The following is a 19,323-nucleotide window of genomic DNA, read 5'->3' on the forward strand; positions in this document are numbered from 1 at the left end:
AGCGAGGCCCGCATTCCCTAACCCTCAGTCATCACCGCAGGTGCCCCCGGGCATCGGCGTCTTCTGCTGGAGTAACCGACGTTGAGCGCGACCGGATGGATCAGAGAGCGGTTCACCGGGCCGACCCCGGGACCCGCTCCGGGCACGACCGGCACCTGGCCGAGGACGGCGCTCGCGCTGCCCTTCATCGGCATGGCGCTGATCGTCGCCCTCGACTTCGTCAGCAACACCGAGGTGACGGTCGAACCGGCCCTCACCGCCGTCCCCGCGCTGGCCGCCGTGGTCAGCCACCGAACCTGGTACCCGCTCGCCATCGGCCTCTTCACCGAGGCGGTGGCCTTCCTGATGGCCTTCCGCAGCGACGCCCTCGACCAGTCCGTGCACGCCGCCAGCGTCTTCGCGATCCTGCTGGTCGCCCTGATCGGCTGGGTCAGCGCCACCCTGCGGCTGCGCCAGGAGCGGGCGCTGGCCGACGCCCAGCTCGTCGCCTCGATCGCCCGCCGGGTGCTGCTGCGGCCCGTCCCCGAGCGGGTCGGCACCGTCCAGGCGGCCGTCCACTACGAGGCCGCCGCCGCGCACGCCAGGATCGGCGGCGACCTGTACGAGGTGGTCAACACCCGGCACGGGGTGCGGGCCGTGGTCGGCGACGTCCGCGGCAAGGGCCTCGGCGCGGTCGAGACCGCCGCCGCCGTCCTCGGCGCCTTCCGCGAGGCCGCGCACCAGGAGCCCGCACTGGACCGGGTCGCCGGCTGGCTGGCCGTCAGCCTCGACCGGGCCCTGCACGAGAACGACCACCCGGGCGTGGAGGAGGAGTTCGTCACCCTGGTGCTGATCGGCGTCGGGGCGGACGGCACCGCGGAACTGGTCAACTGCGGCCACCCCTCGCCGCTGCTGCTGCGCGGCGGGGACGTCCGGCCGCTCGAACTCGCCGAGACCGTCCCGCCGCTGGGCGTCCTCGACCCGGCCGACGTCCGGCCGCCGGTGCACCGGGTGGCACTGCGGCCCGGCGACCGGGTCCTGCTGTTCACCGACGGGGTGATCGAGGCCCGCGACCGCTCCGGCGCCTTCTACCCGCTCGCCGAACGCCTCCCGCGCTGCGCCGACGGCCGCCCGGCGGACGTCCTGCAGCGCCTGCACGAGGACGTGGTGCGCCACGTCGGCCGCCAACTCGGCGACGACGCGGCCATGCTGCTCCTCCAGTACGCGCCGGCCCCCGCCGCCGGCCCCCAACTACCGCACCAGCACGGCATCCTGTCCCGCCAGCGCTAGGCTCGGACACACGCTAGAGCGAGACCTCCACCAGCAGCGGCCGGTGGTCCGACACCGCCGCGCGCGGCGCCGCCGCCGGGCCGACCGCGGCGCGCGGCACACCGACCGCCAGCACGTGGTCGAACTGCACCGCCGGGCGGTGCGAGGGGTACGTCGGGGTGCGGGCCAGGTCGTACCAGCCCTGCAGCCGGGGGCGGGGCTCGCGCACCCGGCGCCGGCGCGGCTCGGCCAGGGCCGGCCGGGCCCGCCGGGCCGCCCGCAGCTCCCGGACCCGCGCCCGGGGCGCGGTGCGCTCCAGCGCGGTCGCCCCGCCGAGGACGGTGCGCGGCACCGCGCCGACCAGGTTGAAGTCGCCCAGCACCAGGTACGGCTGCGGCAGGTCCGCGATCCACCGCCGGATGCCGGCCAGCTGCGCCATGTTCCACCCGGGGACGAAGGACAGGTGCGCCGCCACCACGGTGAACGGGCCGTGGTCGCCCTCCAGTACGGCCGCCAGCGCCGCCCGCGGCTCGTCCGGCACCGGGGTGAGCCCGCGTCGGCCGGCCACCCGCAGCGGCAGTCCGAACGGGGCCGGGGCGAACCGGCGGGCCCGCCAGTGCCGCACCGGGAGCCGGGTCAGCAGCGCGGTGCCGTACGAGGGCGGGGCGCCGTCGCCGACGTCGCCGGGCCCGTACACCCGCAGGCCGCCGGGCACGGAGGGCTCCGGCACCCAGCCCGCGACCGGCGCCGGGCGCCCGTGCAGGGCGGCGGCGAACCGCCAGTCGGCGGCCCCCATGGCCTTGGCGGCCACCGCGGCCTGGTCGGTGCCGCCGGAGCGGGACTGGTGGCGGTCCACCTCCTGCAGGGCCAGTACGTCGGCGTCCAGCGCGGCCACCGCCTCCGCCAGCGGCCCGCCGGCGTCGGCGGGGTAGGGCCGCGGGGCGCCGTCCGGGGCGAGCGGCTGACCGTGCAGCAGGTTGAAGGTGGCGATGCGCAACTGGCTCACACCGCACGACGGTACCCGCTCGCCGGGGGAGGGGGCGCGGCTTGAGCCTGTAGGGCATACCGGGTATACATACTGAGTATGTCCATCCGACACGGTCTGCTCGCCCTGCTCGACCAGGGCCCGCGCTACGGCTACCAACTGCGCACCGAGTTCGAGGCGCGCACCGGCGCCACCTGGCCGCTCAACGTCGGGCAGGTCTACACCACGCTGTCCCGACTGGAGCGGGACGGCCTGGTCGAGCCCGCCGGAGAGGACGACGAGGGCCACCAGTTCTACGCCGTCACCGAGGAGGGGCGCACCGAGCTGCGGGCCTGGTTCGACACCCCGGTGCCCCGGACCAACCCCCCGCGCGACGAACTGGCCATCAAGCTCGCCATGGCCGTCACCGTCCCCGGGGTGGACGTCTCCGCCGTCGTCCAGGGCCAGCGCCGCCACAGCATCAAGGCGCTCCAGGACTACACCCGGCTCAAGGGCCGCGCGCTGGCCGGGGAGTCCCGGCCCGGCATCGCGCCCTCCGCGAGCAACGACCTGGCCTGGCTGCTCGTCCTCGACCAGCTGATCTTCCAGACCGAGGCCGAGATCCGCTGGCTCGACCACTGCGAGACCCGGCTCCACCAGCACGCGGAGACCGAACAGGCCCGCGCCGCCGAAGCCGCCCGCGACGGCGGCGCCACGGCCGCCCGGCCCGCCCGCCGCCGCTCGCGCACCTGACCGCGCGCACCTGACCTCGCCCGCCGTAGCCCACGCACCCGACCCCGCCCGCCGCCGCTGACGCACCTGACCCCGGCGGCCACCCGAACCATCGGCCCGGACCCGACGCCGAGCCCACCACCAGCACAAGGGGGGAACCATGTCCCACACCGACCCGGCCCGGCAGACGCCGGTACTGCACCTGGAGAACGTCACCCGAGTCCACGGCCAAGGCGCCGCGGAGGTCCAAGCCCTGCGCGGCATCGACCTCAAGGTCCACCCCGGCGAGTTCGTCGCCGTCATGGGCCCGTCCGGCTCCGGCAAGTCGACGCTCCTCACCCTCGCCGGCGGACTGGACACCCCGACCACCGGCCAGGTCCTCGTCGAGGGCGTCGCCCTCGGCGGGCTCAACCGCAAGCGGCTCGCCCAGGTCCGCCGCCGCTCCATCGGCTACGTCTTCCAGGACTACAACCTGATCCCGGCCCTCACCGCCGGCGAGAACATCTCGCTGCCGCGCGAACTCGACGGCCTCTCCGCCCGCGCCGCCCGCCGCGAGGCGCTCGCCGCCCTGGAGGAGCTCGGCATCCCCGAGCTCGCCGACCGCTTCCCCGACGACATGTCCGGCGGCCAGCAGCAGCGCGTCGCCATCGCCCGCGCCCTCATCGGCGAGCGCCGCCTCGTCCTCGCCGACGAGCCCACGGGCGCCCTCGACTCCACCACCGGTGAGGCCGTCCTCGCCGTCCTGCGCGCCCGCTGCGACGCCGGCGCCGCCGCCATGATGGTCACCCACGAGGCCCGGCACGCCGCCTGGGCCGACCGCGTGGTCTTCCTGCGCGACGGCCGCATGGTCGACGAGAGCGTCAGCCAGGACGCCGCCAGCCTGCTCGTCAGCGCCGCCACCAACAGCATGAAGGTGGACGAGTGAAGCTCAGCGCCTGGCGGGTCGCCCTGCGCATCGCCCGCCGCGACGCCCTGCGGGCCAAGGGACGCAGCGCCCTGGTCATCGCCATGGTCGCGCTGCCCGTCCTCGGCGTCACCGGCGCCGACGTGGTCTTCCGCAGCGCCGACCTCGAACCCGCCGAACACGTCGTGCGCGTCATGGGCCAGGCCGCCGGCGAACTGCAGATGGTCGAACGCGGCTCCACCGTCCTCCAGGCGCCCGACCCCGACAAGGGAATGACCACCAAGAGCGCCAAGGACGAGGCGAAGAACGGCGCCGCCCCCCAGTACACCCCCGCCCAGCAGCGCAGCCTCGACACCGAGCCCGCCGAACTGGCGAAGCAGCTGCTCCCGCCCGGCGCCACCCTCGTGCCCGAGCGGCAGGGCCCCTACATCGCCGCCGGCAGCTCCCAGGGCCTGCTCAGCACCGGGACCACCGAACTGGACCTCACCGACCCGGTCTGGAACGGCCGCGTCAACCTGGTCAAGGGCCGCGCCCCCGCCACCGACGGCGAAGCCGCCGTCACCCGGGACTTCCTCACCCGCTCCGGCCTCAAGATCGGCGACCGGACCGCCGTCCGCGGCCTGGAGGACAGCCCCTTCACCATCACCGGCGTCGTCGAGTACCCCGGTGAACTGACGGCCACCGAGATCATCGCCCGGCCCGGCACCCTGATCAGCAAGCTCGCCAAGCTCCCCGGCGCCGACCGCGGCCGCAACGCCGGCACCGACGCGCCCACCCACTGGCTCGTCAAGCTCCCCGCCGGCGCCACCCTCGACTGGCCCAAGGTCACCGAACTGGGCGGCTACGGCTTCGCCCTCGCCTCCCGCGCCGTCCTGCTCGACCCGCCGGCCCGCGCCGACGTGCCCTACTACGTCGAGGCCGACAAGCACGGCGGCCCCACCCCCGGCTACCTCGACCGCACCTCCGTCGTCATCCTCGCCACCGTCGTCGGCATGGCCCTGCTGGAGATCGTCCTCCTCGCGGGCCCCGCCTTCGCCGTCGGGGCCAGGCGCTCCCGGCGGCAGCTCGGCCTGCTCGCCGCAGGCGGCGGTGAGCGCGCCAACATCCGCGCCGTCGTCCTCGGCGGCGGCATCGTCCTCGGCGTCACCGGCGCCGTCGTCGGCCTCGGACTCGGCATCGGCCTGGTCGCCCTGCTGCGCACCCGGGCCGAGGAGTACGCCGGCCAGCGCTTCGGCCACTTCAACCTCCAGCCGCTCGACCTGCTCGGCGTGCTCCTGGTCGGCCTGGTCACCGGCCTGCTCGCCGCCGTCGTGCCCGCCGTCCAGGCCTCCCGCCAGGACGTCGTCGCCGCGCTCACCGGCCGCGACTCGCTCAAGCCCCCGAGCCGCAGGCTCGCCGTGGTCGGCCTGCTGATGCTCGGCGGCGGCTCCGCGCTCGCCCTGCTCGGTGCCACCAGCGGCTTCGCCAACCGCAGCCTGTCCGTCCTCGGCGGCTCGGCCGTCGCCGAACTCGGCATGGTCGCCCTGACGCCCTACCTGGTCGGCCTGTTCGGCCGGCTCGGCCGCTGGCTCTCGCTCGGCCCCCGGCTCGCCCTGCGCGACTCGGTGCGCCACCGCGGCCGCACCGCGCCCGCCGTCGCCGCCGTGATGGCCGCCGTCGCCGGCACCGTCGCGGTCAGCGTCTACCTCGCCAGCTACGACGAGGGGAACCGCCGCGAGTACACCGCCGCCGCCCCCTCCGGCGCCGTCCTGCTCGGCAGCGGCTGGCTGCCCGCCTCCGAGGGCAATCTGCTGCCGCAGATGCGCGACGCGGTGGAACGCAACATCCCCGCCCTCGGACCGCGCGCCGACGTCCAGCGCGTCAACTACAAGGGCGACTGCGCCGACGGCGGCAGCCGCTGCGGCTACATCCAGGTCGCGCTGCCCGAGGAACTGCGCTGCCCCGTCCTCGACGACACCGAGCGCAGCACCAGCGAGACGGAGCGCATCCTCGGCACCGACCCGCGCTGCCAGGTCTCGGGCCACCGCGGCAACCAGTTCAGCAACCTCTCCGCGGGCGACGCCACCCTGCTGCACAACCTCTACGGCGTCACCGACCCGGCCGCCGGGCAGGCCCTCGCCGCCGGCAAGGCCGTGGTCTTCGACGCGCGCTACCTCAAGGACGGCAAGATCGCGGTCGAGCTGAACGATCCGATGGAGGAGACCGACGGGTCGTCCCACGGGCCGTCCCCCAGGAAGCGCGGCCACACCGAGATCTCCGTCGACGCCGTCCTCGCGTCCTCGGCGGTGCCGGCCAGCGGCCAGGCCGTGATCAGCCCCGACACCGCCACCCGCCTCGGCCTCACCACCGCCCCGGCCGGCTCGGTCTGGCTGCCCGACAGCTCCCCCTCCGACGGCGCCCAGCAGAAGGCCAACGGGGCGCTGGCCAAGCTCACCGACCAGGAGGTCCTCTCGATCGAGCGCGGCTACCAGTCCAGGGCCGACCTGATCGGCCTCGGGCTGTCGATCTTCGCCGGCATCGTCGCCCTCGGCGCGGCCGGCATCGCCACCGGACTCGCCGCCGCCGACTCCCAGCGCGACCTGACCACCCTCGCGGCGGTCGGCGCCGAGCCCCGGATCCGGCGCACGCTGTCCGGCTTCCAGTGCGGGGTGATCGCCGCCATGGGCACCCTGCTCGGCACCGTCTGCGGGATCGTGCCGGCGGTGGCCCTGCGCAAGGTCCAGGGCGCGGCGGCCACCGTCCCCGGGATGCCCGCCGAGATGATCGCCAACAAGTCGGTCGTGGTCCTCCCGTGGCTCACCATCGGGTTCACCGTGGTGGCGCTGCCGCTGCTCGCGGCGGGCCTGGCCGCGCTGCTCACCCGCTCGCGGATCTCGCTGCTGCGCCGCTCCGGCTGAGGTCCGTGCACCCTCCGTCACCCCCGTCCGCGCCCCCTTCACTCCGGGGGCACGGACGGGGGTGACGGAGGTTACAGCCCCAACGGCGCCCGGCAGCCGGACGGCCGGGGCGGGCACCCGCACGGGCGAACTAAAGTCGTCGGTATGACGAGAACTCCGGACAGCGTCGTCCGCTCCTTCATCGACCAGCACCAGGCCGGCTTCCTCGCCGACCTCTCCGAGTGGCTGGCCATTCCCTCGGTCTCCGCCGACCCGGCCCGCGCCGGCGACGTGCGGCGCTCCGCCGAGTGGCTGGCCGCCAAGCTGCGCGACACCGGCTTCCCGGTGGCCGAGGTGTGGGAGACCGACGGCCTGCCGGCGGTGTTCGCCGAGTGGCCCTCCGGGGACTCGTCCGCGCCGACCGTCCTGGTCTACGGGCACCACGACGTGCAGCCCGCCGCCAAGGAGGACGGCTGGGAGACGGAGCCGTTCACCCCGACCGTGGTCGGCGGGCGGCTGTTCGCCCGCGGCGCGGCCGACGACAAGGGCCAGGTGTTCTTCCACACCCTGGGCGTGCGCGCCCACCTGGCCGCGACCGGCCGCACCGCGCCGGCCGTCAACCTCAAGCTGCTGATCGAGGGCGAGGAGGAGTCCGGCTCGCCGCACTTCGCCGACCTGGTCCGGCGCGAGGCCGGGCGGCTGGCCGCCGACGTGGTGGTCATCTCGGACACCGGCATGTGGTCCGAGACCACGCCGACCGTGTGCACCGGTATGCGAGGCCTGGCCGACGCCCAGATCGACCTGTACGGCCCGGACACCGACATCCACTCCGGCTCCTTCGGCGGCGCCGTCCCCAACCCGGCGCAGGTCGCCGCCGAGCTGGCGGCCGGCCTGCACGACGCCGACCGCCGGGTGGACATCCCGGGCTTCTACGACGGCGTGATCGAGCTGACCGACCGCGAGCGCGAGCTGTTCGCCGAACTGCCCTTCGACGAGGCGCAGTGGCTCAGGGTCGCCAAGTCGTACGGCACCCGGGGCGAGGCCGGCTACTCCACCCTGGAGCGGGTCTGGGCCCGCCCGACCGCCGAGGTCAACGGCGTCTGGGGCGGCTACACCGGCCCCGGCGGCAAGACCATCGTGCCGTCCTCGGCGCACCTCAAGCTGTCCTTCCGGCTGGTCGCCGGGCAGGAGGTGGAGAAGGTGCGCGAGGCCGTCCGGGAGTGGGTGGCCGCGCGGGTGCCCGAGGGCGTCCGCCACGAGCTGACCTTCCCGGGCGCGACCCGGCCCTGCCTGACCCCGCTGGACCACCCGGCGCTGCAGTCCACCGTCCGCGCCATGGGCCGGGCCTTCGGGCAGAAGATCCTCTTCACCCGCGAGGGCGGCTCCGGCCCGGCCGCCGACCTCCAGGACGTGCTCGGCGCGCCGGTGCTGTTCCTCGGCATCTCGGTGCCCTCGGACGGCTGGCACTCGGTCAACGAGAAGGTCGAACTGGACCTGCTGGCCAAGGGCGTGGAGACGGCCGCGTACCTGTGGGGGGACCTGGCCGAGAACTTCCGGCCCGGCGCGTGATCCCGCGCGGGCACACCATGGCAGTCAGATCACTCATCCGGATGATTCATCACGTGGGGATGGAACGAAGTGAGCACCGTGCCTGAGACCGAACGCCCACTGAACCTGGCACTGGCCCGGGCCGGGGTGGACCGGGCGGCCGAGCACCGGCTCGACGAGCCCTGGCTGGCCGCGGCCTGGAGCCACCCGGCCACCCGGGTGCTGCCGATCGCCGGCGGCGAGGCGTTCGTCGTCGACACCGCGCAGGGCACCGAACTCGTGCTGATGCCCTCCTTCGAGGCGCCGCAGACCGGGGACCGGTACTTCCTCGGCACCGACGAGGACGGCGTCTCGTACTTCGCGCTGGCCGGGGAGAGCCTGCCCGGGCGGCTGGACGGCGACGCCCGCCCGGCCGGGCTGCGCGAGGTCGGCGCGCTGCTGTCGGACCGGGACGCCGGCCTGCTGGTGCACGCCGTCGCGCTGGAGCACTGGCACCGGCTGCACAGCTTCTGCTCGCGCTGCGGGCACCCGACCGAGAAGGCCGGCGCCGGGCACGTGCGGCGCTGCACCTCCTGCGCGGCCGAGCACTACCCGCGCACCGACCCGGCGGTGATCATGGTGATCACCGACGAGCAGGACCGCTGCCTGCTCGGCCGTCAGGCGCTGTGGCCGGAGGGCCGCTGGTCCACCCTGGCCGGCTTCGTCGAGCCGGGGGAGTCGATCGAGCAGGCGGTGGTGCGCGAGGTGCACGAGGAGGCCGGCGTGCGGGTCGGCGAGGTGCGCTACGTCGCCAGCCAGCCCTGGCCCTTCCCGTCGAGCCTGATGCTCGGCTTCACGGGCCGGGCGCTGCCGGGCGGCACGGCGATCACCGTGGACGGTGAGGAGTTGGCCGAGGCGCGCTGGTTCTCCCGTGACGAGCTGCGGGCCGGGATGGAGGCGGGGGAGATCCTGCCGCCCTCCGGGATCTCGATCGCGCGCCACCTGGTCGAGCTCTGGTACGGCGGACCGCTGCCGTCGGCGGCGCGCTGGTAATCCCCGACGAATGGGGGGCGTGCGGATTATCCCGCGCGCCCCCGTTTTTCTTTTCCCTTCCTTCCCGAATCCGTCACGATCAGATGTTCGTGGCCGGACGGGCCAGTTCTGCTACCGCCGCCCGCCGCCCCGCGGCCGTCGTCAACCCGCGCGGACGACATTGCCGGAAACGGCTGAAACCCCGCCATCGCGCTCGCTACATTCACTCGGGTGACAATCCCCCGGGGCACCGCCCAATCCCCCAAATACCAGCGTCTCGCCGCCGACCTGCGCCGCCGGATCGCCGAGGGCGAGTTCACCGCCGACGCCGCACTCCCGGTCGAGAGCGAACTGGAACGCCAGTACGGAGTCGCCCGCAACACCGTCCGGCTCGCCGTCGACGTCCTGGTCAACGAAGGCCGCCTGGTCCGCCTCCAGGGCAAGGGCACCTACCTGCGGGAACACCCCGTCCTGGACCACCGCGCCTACGGCCCCACCCTGGCCCCCGCCCCCCGGGACTGCCTGGCCGTGCCCTCCGCCGTCTACCTCGGCGAGGCCGCCGAAGCCGGCCGCGAACTCACCACCGACTTCGAGATGATGATCGTCCGGGCCCGGGTCGACATCGCCGAACGGCTCGGACTGCGCCCCGGCGAGGCCATCGTGGTCCGCCGCCAACTGCGCCTGCTCGACCGCGAGCCGTACTCCATCGAGGAGAGCCACTACCGGGCCGGACTCGCCGCCGGCACCCCGCTGATGGAACCCGACCCGGTCGAGGGCGGCGACGAGGCCGTCCTCAACGAACTCGGCCGCACCGAGATCGGCGCCGTCGACCACCTGGTCGCCCGGATGCCCGGCCCCGAGGAGGCCCAGTGGTTCCAGGGCGGCCCCGGCGTGCCGCTGATGGTCCAGACCCGCGTCACCTACGACCGGCGCGGGCCCGTCCGGGTCATCGAGACCCGCTACTCGGCCGACCGCAGCCGGCTCGTCTACGGCATCGGCGACCTCGGCGCGCGCGCCACCCTGCCCGCGCCCGCCGCACCCGTCGACCCCGCCAGGGCCGACGCGCAGTGACGCGCGCCGGCCCGGACCCCGGGCCGGGCCGGCGCAGGCCGCTCGGACCACTCAGACCCCGAGGGCCTTCTTCACCTGCAACAGGCTCGGGTTGGTCATCACGACCCGCTCGCCGCCGGCGTTCGGCGTCACCAGCACCGTCGGCACGGTCTGGTTGCCGCCGTTGACCGACTCGACGAACGACGCCGACGCCGGGTCCTCCTCGATGTTGACCTCCGTGTAGCCGATCCCCTCCCGGTCCATCTGGCTCTTGAGTCGGTTGCAGTACCCGCACCAGGTCGTGCTGTACATCGTCACGCTGCCGGACATCGAGGAGGCTCCTTCAGGAAGAGGGCGTACGGTCTCAGGGCAGGAACGCCCACCGCGCGACGGTCATTCCGCACGGCCACGCTCCGTCGCACCACGACGGCGCCCGAACGGCCCCGCGCGCCCCGGTGCGCAGCGATCATCCTGCGATCACACCGGGCCTGTGGACAACCCCGCCCCCGTTGTCCCAGCGGGCTGAGAGGATGGAAAGCATGCAGGAAGACCTCTTGAGCGGCAGCCCGTCCGACGGCCCCCACGGCTCCCTCTGGGCCGACCCCACCGCCGCCACGGGCCCCGACGCCGTGCTCGCCGGGCTCGACCCCGAACAGCGCGCCGTCGCCACCGCCCTGCACGGGCCCGTCTGCGTCCTCGCCGGCGCAGGCACCGGCAAGACCCGCGCCATCACCCACCGGATCGCCTACGGCGTGCGCAGCGGCGTGTACCAGCCCCAGCAGGTCCTCGCCGTCACCTTCACCGCCCGCGCCGCCGGTGAGATGCGCGGCCGACTGCGCCAACTCGGCGCCGACGGCGTCCAGGCCCGCACCTTCCACGCCGCCGCCCTGCGTCAGCTCCAGTACTTCTGGCCGCGCGCCGTCGGCGGCCCCGTGCCCCAACTGCTCGAACGCAAGGTCCAGCTCGTCGCCGAATCCGCCGGCCGCTGCGGCCTGCGCGTCCAGCGCACCGAACTGCGCGACCTCACCGCCGAGATCGAATGGGCCAAGGTCACCCAACTCGGCCCCGACGACTACCCCGCCGCCGTCCAGAAGTCCAGCCGCGACGCCCCCCGCGACCCGGCCGAGACCGCCCAGGTCTACCGCGTCTACGAGGAGACCAAGAGCCGCCGCGGCGTCATCGACTTCGAGGACGTCCTGCTGCTCACCGCCGCCATCCTGGAGGACCGCCCCGACATCGCGGACCAGGTCCGCTCCCAGTACCGGCACTTCACCGTCGACGAGTACCAGGACGTCTCCCCGCTCCAGCAGCGGCTGCTCGACCAGTGGACCGGCCCCGGCGGCGGCGCCAGCCTCTGCGTCGTCGGCGACGCCAGCCAGACCATCTACTCCTTCACCGGCGCCACCCCCGACTACCTGCTCAACTTCCGCACCCACCACCCCGAGGCCACGGTCGTCAAGCTGGTCCGCGACTACCGCTCCACCCCGCAGGTCGTCCACCTCGCCAACGGACTGCTCAGCCAGGCCCGCGGCGAGGCCGCCCGCCACCGCCTCGAACTCGTCTCCCAGCGCGAGGCCGGCCCCGAACCCGTCTACACCGAGTACGAGGACGAGCCCACCGAGGCCGAGACCACCGCCCGCCGGATCAAGGACCTGCTCGCCACCGGCGTGCGCGCCAGCGAGGTCGCCGTCCTGTTCCGCACCAACGGCCAGTCCGAGGTCTACGAGCAGGCCCTCGCCGACCTCGGCGTCCCCTACCAGCTCAAGGGCGCCGAGCGGTTCTTCGAACGCCCCGAGGTCCGCGACGCCGGCGTCCTGCTGCGCGGCGCCGCCCGGGCCGGCGCCGACCCGCTCACCGCCGACGCCCCCGACCTCGCCGGCCAGGTCCGCGCCGTCCTCGCCGCCCGCGGCTTCACCGCCGAACCGCCCGCCGGCTCCGGCGCCGTCCGCGACCGCTGGGAGTCCCTCGCCGCCCTCGTCCGGCTCGCCGAGGAGTTCGAGCGCACCCGCACCGCCGCCGGCCACAGCGCCGACCTCGCCGCTTACGTCGCCGAACTCGACGCCCGCGCCGCCGCCCAGCACGCCCCCGCCGTCGAAGGCGTCACCCTCGCCTCGCTGCACGCCGCCAAGGGCCTCGAATGGGACGCCGTCTTCCTCGTCGGCCTCACCGAGGGCACCCTGCCGATCATCTACGCCAAGACCGACGAGCAGATCGAGGAGGAGCGCCGACTCCTCTACGTCGGCGTCACCCGCGCCCGCAGGCACCTCTCCCTCTCCTGGGCGCTCAGCCGCTCCCCGGGCGGCCGGGCCAGCCGCAAGCCCAGCCGCTTCCTGGACGGGCTGCGTCCCGGCTCCAGCGCCCCCGGCGCACGCACCGGCGGGCGGGGCGGGCGCGGGGGCGTGGAGCCCGGCGAGCGCTCCGCCGGACGGCGGGTCCGCGGCCCGGTCAAGTGCCGGGTCTGCGAGAAGGTGCTCACTGAGGCGGTCGAGCGCAAGCTGCGCCGCTGCGAGAGCTGTCCGTCCACGATGGACGAGGCGCTGTACGAGCGGCTGCGCGAGTGGCGGGCCAGGCAGGCCAAGAAGCAGGGGGCGCCGGCCTACGTGGTGTTCACCGACGCCACGCTCATGGCCATCGCCGAGGACGTGCCGGCCAGCCGCCAGGAGCTGGCCGTGATCTCCGGGGTCGGCGCGATGAAGCTGGACAAGTACGGGGCGGCCGTGCTCTCGTTGTGTGCGGGGGAGGAGCCCGAGGAGGATCCGGACGGCGTCGAGGACGGCGAGCCGGTCGATCCGGCGTGAGCCGGTCCGGGCGCGGTCCAGGGGAGTCTCCCGGGGGCCGCTCGGGGGACATTCGAACCCGCCGTGAAAAATAGTTTGCGCGGCATACCGGGAGCGCAATAGCCTGCCGGAGCGGTCAAGGGGACGAGATCGCACGGGGTGACACCTGTGCCGAATCCCCTGCACCCAACAGCTTCACCGAGACAGACATCCGAACATTCGGAGCCGGGGCGACCTGGCTCCGCGAGACGCCGAGAGGAGGCGATGACAGTGGGAAACATCATGATCACCAAAATGACTGGCCAGACCGTTGTTGCTGCCTCCCTGCGTGCCGCCCGTCTGCGGGCGCTCGCCGAGCTCGGTGGAACCGGTCTGGGTCTCGACACCACCGGTGTCTCCGTCGTCCCCGTTGTCAGTGGCCTTGGACACACTGATGTCTGCGCCGCGGGCGGCAGGAACGTCGAAGGCACCTCCGTCGAGGCCGGTCTGTCCGGCGACTGGGCGTCGTTCGGCACGTCGCGCTCCCTGCGTGATGAGCGACCGACCCAGGCACCGAAGGCAGTCGTAGCAGCCGCCATGCATGGCGACTATGCGCAGGTCGTCGGTGCCGGAAGCACCCAGAAGCAGAACGAGCAGCAGATTAACCAGGCCATGGCCGCCTTTGCGGGCGCCACGGCCATCCGGATGCGGGCCTTCCGCGGGCCTGAACCCTGGAGAGAACGAACCTGAGTAAGCCTCAGGTCGGCACCTCCAGGGCCGCGGAACCCGTCACACCGGGATCCGCGGCCCTTCTGTTTTGTCCGGTACGCAAGACCACCCAGGCCCCCCGGGGCCTCCGGCCCAGACCCACCAGCCATCTGGGCCGGAACCACTGAGAAGACGAGGAAGACGCCACAGTGTCCACGGTCATCACGCCGCCCATCCCGTCCGTACCGCCGACAAGCCAGATCACCAAGGCCGACCAGGCCGACCCCCCGGAGGTTCTTTCCATGCAGATCAGCTCCATCGAGCAGGCCGAGGCGCTCGGGCTCCCCATCCCCTGCCGCGCCTTCGACCCCGAGGTCTTCTTCGCCGAGACGCCCGCCGACGTCGAGTACGCGAAGTCCCTCTGCGGCACCTGCCCGGTCAAGGACGCCTGTCTGACCGGTGCGCTGGAGCGGCGCGAGCCGTGGGGCGTCTGGGGTGGCGAGCTTTTCGTCCAGGGTGTCGTCGTGGCCCGCAAGCGGCCGCGTGGCCGTCCGCGCAAGACCGAGGTCATGGCGTGAACCCCGCCCACGGCGCCAGGGCCGTCCGCCGGGGAGAGCAGCCCCTGCTGGACAGCTCCCTCCGCCGTTCCGTCCGGATCGCCGCCGCCAAGGCCGACGCAGCCCGGCCAGCCCCCTTCCCGAGCACGCACCACGAGCAGGACCACCACATGACCGCCGCCGCCATCGATCCGACCGTCCGCGCTGAGCAGACCACCGAACTTCAGATCCAGAACAGGACCCTCGAAATGCAACTCCTCCACGAATCCCTGGCCCGGGCCCATATGCAAGAGCGCCTGCACGAGGCCGAGCACCAACGCCTCGTCACCCGGGTCGCCCGGGCCCGCCGGCTCAAGCAGCGGGCCGAGCGCGCCTCGCTGCGGGCCCGCAAGGCGATCGCCGTCGCCCTGATGTAGTCGCGGCTGTCGTCGCGGCTTTCGTCGCGGCGCGGGGCCTCCCCGCGTTCCACCCCCGTCGTGCCGCAGGCCGCTCCCCGTCACGGGGAGCGGCCTGCGGTCGTCGGGGGCGTTGTGGTCAGCTCTTGCGGGTGCGGTTGGCGGGCTCGCCGCCTGCCGGCTTGCGACCGGCCGGCTTCGCCGTCCCCGCCGGCCCTGCTGGGTTGACCGGCTTCGCCGGCTCTCGACCGGCGAACTGGGGCAGCCACGCCAGCATCTCCGCCCGGAACGGCGCCTGGGCGCCCAACTGGCAGAGCACCCCGATGGTGCTCAGCGTCACCCGATGGATCAGCAGGTACGCGGGCGGCAGGTTCAGTTGCTTGCCCAGGTTGTAGGCGGGCGAGCGCGGATCGGCGATCCGGGCCGCCTGCGCGCGCATCCAGGCCCGGGTGAAGTGGAAGCTGTCCACGGCGGCTGGCTCGATGATCGGCCGCAGGTAGTCCAGCACCGCGTCCGGGTCCAGCTCGATCGAGGGCTTGACGAAGCCCTCCTCGCGCAGCATCTTCAGCACGCCCGCCGCGTCGCCGTCCAAGGCCATCCGCAGCGACGCCCCGATCGGCGCGGGCAGCCCGCCCGGCAGCCGGTCCACCGTGCCGAAGTCCAGCACCCCCAGCCGCCAGCCCGACGCCGGGCCGTCGTCCTTCAGCAGCCGGAAGTTGCCCGGGTGCGGGTCCGCGTGCAGCAGGCCGGTCCGGGACGGGCCCGCGAACAGGAACCGGGCCAGCAACTGCCCGGCACGGTCGCGCTCCTCCTGGGTGCCGCCCGTGATCACCTCGGCCAGCGGGGTGCCGTCCATCCACTCGGTGACCAGCACCTGGTCGGCCTGCGCCACCACACCGGGCACCACGATGTCCGGGTCGCCGGCGAACTCCTCGGCGTGCCGGCGCTGGGCCTGCGCCTCCAGCTCGTAGTCCAGCTCCTCCGACACCCGTTCGCGCAGCTCGGCGATCAGCGGCTTGATGTCCAGCCCCGGGATCAGCGGGCCCAACAGCCAGGCCACCCGGCTCAGTTGCGTCAGGTCGGCGAGCAGCGCGTCGCCCGCGCCCGGGTACTGCACCTTGACCGCGACCCGGCGCCCGTCGTGCCAGACGGCCCGGTGCACCTGCCCGATCGAGGCGGCCGCCGCCGGCCGGTCGTCGAACTCCCGGAACAGCTCGCGCCAACCGTCCCCGAGCCGCTGGGCGAGCGCGGTGTGCACCTTGGCGGCGGGCATCGGGGGAGCGGCGTCCTGCAGCTTGGTGAGCGCGGCCCGGTACGGACCGGCGACCTCCTCGGGCAGCGCGGCCTCGAAGACGGACAGCACCTGCCCGAACTTCATGGCCCCGCCCTTGAGTTCACCCAGGACCTTGAACAGCTGGTCGGCGGTGGCCTGCTGGAGCTCGGCCGTCACCACCTCGGCGGAGCGCCCGCCGATGCGCTTGCCCAGACCGAGCGTGGCGCGTCCGGCTATCCCCAGCGGCAGGGCGGCGAGCCGTGCCGTGCGGGTCACTGCCTTGCGCGGAAGATCGCTCACCCGGGCCTCCATTCCCTGGCCCCCCGACACCGGACGGCCCACCATCACTAGGCCATTGTGCCCGCTCCCCGCCCCGCGACCGCCGGTATTTCGCCAGGCGGGGAGGGGACGCCCGTACGTGGGCCGCGACCGCTGTCCCTTTGCGGGGGAGTTGGACGGCTTGGTCCGGTCGGACCGGCGTGGTGGGCGGGCGGTGGCTGCGCGCCGAGTGGAGTGCCCGCGGGTCGTCCGGCCGACGGGTCAGCGGGGCAGACGGAGGGCCAGGCCGTCCAGGACCACGGCGAGGCCGTAGGCGAACTTGGCGTCGCGCGTGGCGGCCGGGTCCGGGTCCGCGGAGGCGGCCGAGTAGCCGTCGGCGAGGTGGGCGAAGCCCGCGGTGGCCTCCCGGGCGGCGGGCATCAGCCGGGCGATGAACGCGGCCTCGCTCTCGCCGGCCCGGGCGACGGTGGTGAGCCAGGCCGCCTCCGTGGTGCTCATGCCGACGACGTAGGAGATGACCGTGTCGATCGCCCGGACCGGTTCGGGGAAGCCGGCCGAGGTGAAGAAGGCGGTCAGCCGCTCGCCGTAGGACATCAGGTTGGGGCCGAGGTAGGCGAGGCCGGCCTGGCCGAGGACGGACGACAGCCAGGGGTGGCGCAGGGCCGTCGCCCGGAAGGCACCGGCGGCCTCGGTGGCGGCGGCGCGCCAGTCGGGGCTGTCGGCGGGCGGGAGGGTGATCTCGCCGAAGACCTCGTCCACCGCGAGCTCCATCAGCTCGTCCTTGGTCGCCACGTGCCGGTACAGGGAGGTGGCGCCCGCGTTCAGCCGGGTGGCGAGCTTGCGCATGCTCAGGGCCTCGATGCCCTCGGCGTCCAGCATGGTGATCGCCTCGCGGACGATCGCGGCCCGGCTGAGTGCGGGCTGGTCGGGCTCGCGCTGCCGACGGGCCCATACGGACGGGATCGGGTTCGTTTCGGCGGCCATGGCGGCTCCCCTTCCCTCTGCTCCTGCTTCGCTGCGCACACCGTTCGCATTGAGCGTACAGGAGTCGAGCATTGCGCACACTGTTCCGTTGTGCGTACAGTGTGCGCAACAAAGGAACGGGGTGCGCACCGGGGGAACGGTGTGCGCAGAATGGAGGGGTGGCTGATGACAGCGCTCAACGCGACCGAGGGCCGCAATCCGCACCGCTGGTGGATCCTGATCGTGCTGTGCCTGAGCTCGCTCGTCCTGGTGGTCGACAGCATGGCGCTCACGGTCGCCGTGCCCTCGATGACGGCGGACCTCGGCGCCAGTGCCCAGGACACCCAGTGGATCCTCGACTCCTACGTCCTGGTCTTCGCCGGGCTGCTGCTCACCGCCGGCAGCCTCGGGGACCGCTTCGGCCGCCGGAAGATCATGATCATCGGACTGCTGCTCTTCGGGGCGGCCTCCCTGGCGGCCACCTTCTGCACCAACCCCGGCGAGGTGATCGCGGCCCGGGTCGCCATGGGCATCGGCGGATCGCTGATCATGCCCTCGACGCTGTCGATCCTCATCACCGTCTTCGACGAGGACGAGCGCAACAAGGCGATGGCCGCCTGGAGCTCGGTGGCGATGCTGGGGCTGGTCGGCAGCCCGGTCCTCGGCGGCGTGCTGATCAACCACTTCTCCTGGCACTCGATCTTCTTCATCAACGTCCCGGTCGTCGCCCTGGCGATCCTGGCCGGCCTGCTGCTGATGCCGGAGTCCAAGGGCCCGTGGCAGAAGCCCGACCCGCTCGGCGCGGTGCTCTCCGCGGCCGGCATGACCGCCCTGGTCTGGTGGATCATCGAGATCCCGCAGCACGGCGCCTTCGGCGGCCAGTCCCTGGTCACCCTGGCCATCGCGGTGCTCGCGCTCGGCGGGTTCGTGGCGTGGGAGAACATCACCTCCGCGCCCATGGTTCCGCTGGCGCTCTTCAAGCACCGCAACTTCAGCGGGGGCTCGCTGTCGCTGACCCTGGTGCAGATCGGCAACGGCGGCCTGCTGCTCGTGCTCACCCAGTACCTGCAGTTCGTGCTCGGCTACTCGCCGGTCAAGGCGGGCCTCGCGTTCGTGCCGCTGGCCATCGCCGCCCTGGTCGGCAACGGGGTCGGCGCCAAGTTCGCCGCCACGATCGGCAACCGCCTGCTCATCCTCACCGGGATGCTCGTCATGGCCGCCTCCTTCGCCCTGCTGACCACCGTCACCGCCGGCACCGGCTTCACCGTCCCGGAGGTCGCCCTCGGGCTGCTCGGCCTCGGCGCGGGCCTGGCGATGCCGGCGGCGGTGGGCGCGCTGATGGGCACCATCCCGCCGGAGCAGGCGGGCGTCGGCTCGGCGCTGAACGACACCATCCAGCAGGCCGGCACCGCGCTCGGCATCGCCATCCTGGGCTCACTGCTGTCGAGCGGTTTCGCCGCCGAGATGCCCGCCGGGATGCCGGAGGAGGCGAAGCACTCCGTCGGCGGGGCGCTGGCACTGGCCAACGGGGACACCGGGCTCGTCCGGACCGTCCGGGAGGCCTTCACCTCGGCGATGTCGACGACCTTCACGATCAGCGCGATCGGGGTGCTGGCGGCGGCGGTGGTGGCCACGCTGGTGATGCGCGACCGGAAGGCCGGGGCGGCGGCAGGGGAGCCGGTGGCCGGGGCGTCGGTGGAGGACACCGGGATCGCCGCCTGACTCCGCTGGATCTGGCTGGTCCACCTCGCTGCGAAGGCCGGTGCCCCTTGGGGCACCGGCCTTCGGCGCGGTGGGGTGGGGTGGTGGTGCGCAGGAAGTCGGGCGGGCCGACTTCCTGCGCGTGGTCCTTTGCCTGATCTCTGGGGCCCCCTCCCCCCCGCCCCCCACCCTCCCCTCCTCCCGCCCACCACCTCCCGCTGGCAACAGCGGATCCCCGCCTTGCATGGCCCGCGCCCTGCCCCAGGCACGTGTTCGTGCAGCGGATGACGGGCCAGGGCCCGGCCGCGCACCAGGTGTGGCTGCCGCCGCTGGAGGAGGCGCCGAGCATGGACCACCT

General features: G+C 73.8%; 16 protein-coding genes. 12 read left to right on the forward strand and 4 right to left on the reverse strand.

Annotation, left to right across the window (positions count from 1 at the left end; genetic code table 11):
• Window positions 1-81: 81 nt before the first annotated feature.
• On the forward strand, window positions 82-1,269 hold the full coding sequence (locus tag AB0R04_RS19185) for a PP2C family protein-serine/threonine phosphatase (protein WP_079135641.1): 1,188 nt from the start codon (window positions 82-84) through the stop codon (window positions 1,267-1,269).
• A gap of 13 nt (window positions 1,270-1,282) precedes the next feature.
• On the opposite strand, the gene AB0R04_RS19190 is transcribed toward AB0R04_RS19185, so the two are convergent.
• Entirely contained in the window at window positions 1,283-2,254 is a 972-nt protein-coding gene (locus AB0R04_RS19190; protein WP_363372609.1) for an endonuclease/exonuclease/phosphatase family protein, read from the reverse strand.
• A 78-nt stretch (window positions 2,255-2,332) separates the two neighbouring features.
• Here AB0R04_RS19190 and AB0R04_RS19195 point away from each other — a divergent pair, with 78 nt between their 5' ends.
• From AB0R04_RS19195 to AB0R04_RS19220, 6 genes are all read left to right on the forward strand, one after another.
• Entirely contained in the window at window positions 2,333-2,965 is a 633-nt protein-coding gene (locus tag AB0R04_RS19195) for a PadR family transcriptional regulator (RefSeq protein WP_063347909.1), read from the forward strand.
• A 139-nt stretch (window positions 2,966-3,104) separates the two neighbouring features.
• A complete protein-coding gene (locus tag AB0R04_RS19200; protein WP_063347908.1) occupies window positions 3,105-3,869 on the forward strand; it encodes an ABC transporter ATP-binding protein in 765 nt (254 codons plus the stop codon).
• A complete protein-coding gene (locus tag AB0R04_RS19205) occupies window positions 3,866-6,745 on the forward strand; it encodes an ABC transporter permease (RefSeq protein WP_363372611.1) in 2,880 nt (959 codons plus the stop codon). The genes AB0R04_RS19200 and AB0R04_RS19205 overlap by 4 nt, the downstream gene beginning before the upstream one ends.
• Window positions 6,746-6,889: 144 nt before the next feature.
• Window positions 6,890-8,293, forward strand: a complete 1,404-nt coding sequence (locus AB0R04_RS19210; RefSeq protein ID WP_063347906.1) for a dipeptidase — start codon at window positions 6,890-6,892, stop codon at window positions 8,291-8,293.
• A 69-nt stretch (window positions 8,294-8,362) separates the two neighbouring features.
• Window positions 8,363-9,304 carry an NAD(+) diphosphatase gene (gene nudC, locus AB0R04_RS19215; protein WP_208869073.1) on the forward strand — a complete coding sequence of 314 codons (942 nt, stop codon included), beginning with the start codon at window positions 8,363-8,365 and terminating at the stop codon, window positions 9,302-9,304.
• A gap of 210 nt (window positions 9,305-9,514) precedes the next feature.
• On the forward strand, window positions 9,515-10,354 hold the full coding sequence (locus AB0R04_RS19220) for a GntR family transcriptional regulator (RefSeq protein WP_363372614.1): 840 nt from the start codon (window positions 9,515-9,517) through the stop codon (window positions 10,352-10,354).
• Between the two features lie 51 nt (window positions 10,355-10,405).
• On the opposite strand, the gene AB0R04_RS19225 is transcribed toward AB0R04_RS19220, so the two are convergent.
• Window positions 10,406-10,663, reverse strand: coding sequence for a mycoredoxin (locus AB0R04_RS19225; protein ID WP_063347903.1), 258 nt, complete (start codon window positions 10,661-10,663; stop codon window positions 10,406-10,408).
• Between the two features lie 299 nt (window positions 10,664-10,962).
• Between AB0R04_RS19225 and AB0R04_RS19230 the strand changes: the two genes are divergently transcribed.
• The 4 genes from AB0R04_RS19230 (at window position 10,963) to AB0R04_RS19245 (ending at window position 14,770) form a co-directional block, all read left to right on the forward strand.
• Complete coding sequence (locus tag AB0R04_RS19230) at window positions 10,963-13,131, forward strand: ATP-dependent DNA helicase UvrD2 (RefSeq protein WP_363372632.1); 2,169 nt, start codon at window positions 10,963-10,965, stop codon at window positions 13,129-13,131.
• Between the two features lie 261 nt (window positions 13,132-13,392).
• Window positions 13,393-13,839, forward strand: coding sequence for a hypothetical protein (locus AB0R04_RS19235; RefSeq protein WP_363372616.1), 447 nt, complete (start codon window positions 13,393-13,395; stop codon window positions 13,837-13,839).
• A gap of 218 nt (window positions 13,840-14,057) precedes the next feature.
• Window positions 14,058-14,375 (forward strand): WhiB family transcriptional regulator, encoded by a 318-nt coding sequence (locus AB0R04_RS19240; protein WP_279634952.1) that lies wholly within the window; start codon window positions 14,058-14,060, stop codon window positions 14,373-14,375.
• On the forward strand, window positions 14,372-14,770 hold the full coding sequence (locus AB0R04_RS19245; protein ID WP_063347901.1) for a hypothetical protein: 399 nt from the start codon (window positions 14,372-14,374) through the stop codon (window positions 14,768-14,770). Before AB0R04_RS19240 ends, AB0R04_RS19245 begins: the two co-directional genes overlap by 4 nt.
• Before the next feature lie 118 nt (window positions 14,771-14,888).
• Here AB0R04_RS19245 and AB0R04_RS19250 read toward each other — a convergent pair whose 3' ends face one another.
• Together AB0R04_RS19250 and AB0R04_RS19255 are read right to left on the reverse strand one after the other, a co-directional pair.
• On the reverse strand, window positions 14,889-16,322 hold the full coding sequence (locus AB0R04_RS19250; protein ID WP_363372617.1) for an AarF/ABC1/UbiB kinase family protein: 1,434 nt from the start codon (window positions 16,320-16,322) through the stop codon (window positions 14,889-14,891).
• Between the two features lie 240 nt (window positions 16,323-16,562).
• On the reverse strand, window positions 16,563-17,285 hold the full coding sequence (locus AB0R04_RS19255) for a TetR/AcrR family transcriptional regulator C-terminal domain-containing protein (RefSeq protein ID WP_363372620.1): 723 nt from the start codon (window positions 17,283-17,285) through the stop codon (window positions 16,563-16,565).
• A 165-nt stretch (window positions 17,286-17,450) separates the two neighbouring features.
• Between AB0R04_RS19255 and AB0R04_RS19260 the strand changes: the two genes are divergently transcribed.
• Window positions 17,451-18,986 (forward strand): MFS transporter, encoded by a 1,536-nt coding sequence (locus tag AB0R04_RS19260; protein WP_363372622.1) that lies wholly within the window; start codon window positions 17,451-17,453, stop codon window positions 18,984-18,986.
• Window positions 18,987-19,323 lie beyond the last annotated feature (337 nt).

It is taken from the genome of Kitasatospora sp. NPDC056731 (assembly GCF_040687675.1).
Taxonomy (GTDB): domain Bacteria; phylum Actinomycetota; class Actinomycetes; order Streptomycetales; family Streptomycetaceae; genus Kitasatospora.

Coding starts and splice junctions, on each gene's coding strand:
- AB0R04_RS19235 (WP_363372616.1), top strand. CDS start 13,393: ATGATCACCAAAATGACTGGCCAGACCGTTGTTGCTGCCTCCCTGCGT.
- AB0R04_RS19210 (WP_063347906.1), top strand. CDS start 6,890: ATGACGAGAACTCCGGACAGCGTCGTCCGCTCCTTCATCGACCAGCAC.
- AB0R04_RS19195 (WP_063347909.1), top strand. CDS start 2,333: ATGTCCATCCGACACGGTCTGCTCGCCCTGCTCGACCAGGGCCCGCGC.
- AB0R04_RS19225 (WP_063347903.1), bottom strand. CDS start 10,663: ATGTCCGGCAGCGTGACGATGTACAGCACGACCTGGTGCGGGTACTGC.
- AB0R04_RS19260 (WP_363372622.1), top strand. CDS start 17,451: ATGACAGCGCTCAACGCGACCGAGGGCCGCAATCCGCACCGCTGGTGG.
- AB0R04_RS19255 (WP_363372620.1), bottom strand. CDS start 17,285: ATGGCCGCCGAAACGAACCCGATCCCGTCCGTATGGGCCCGTCGGCAG.
- AB0R04_RS19200 (WP_063347908.1), top strand. CDS start 3,105: ATGTCCCACACCGACCCGGCCCGGCAGACGCCGGTACTGCACCTGGAG.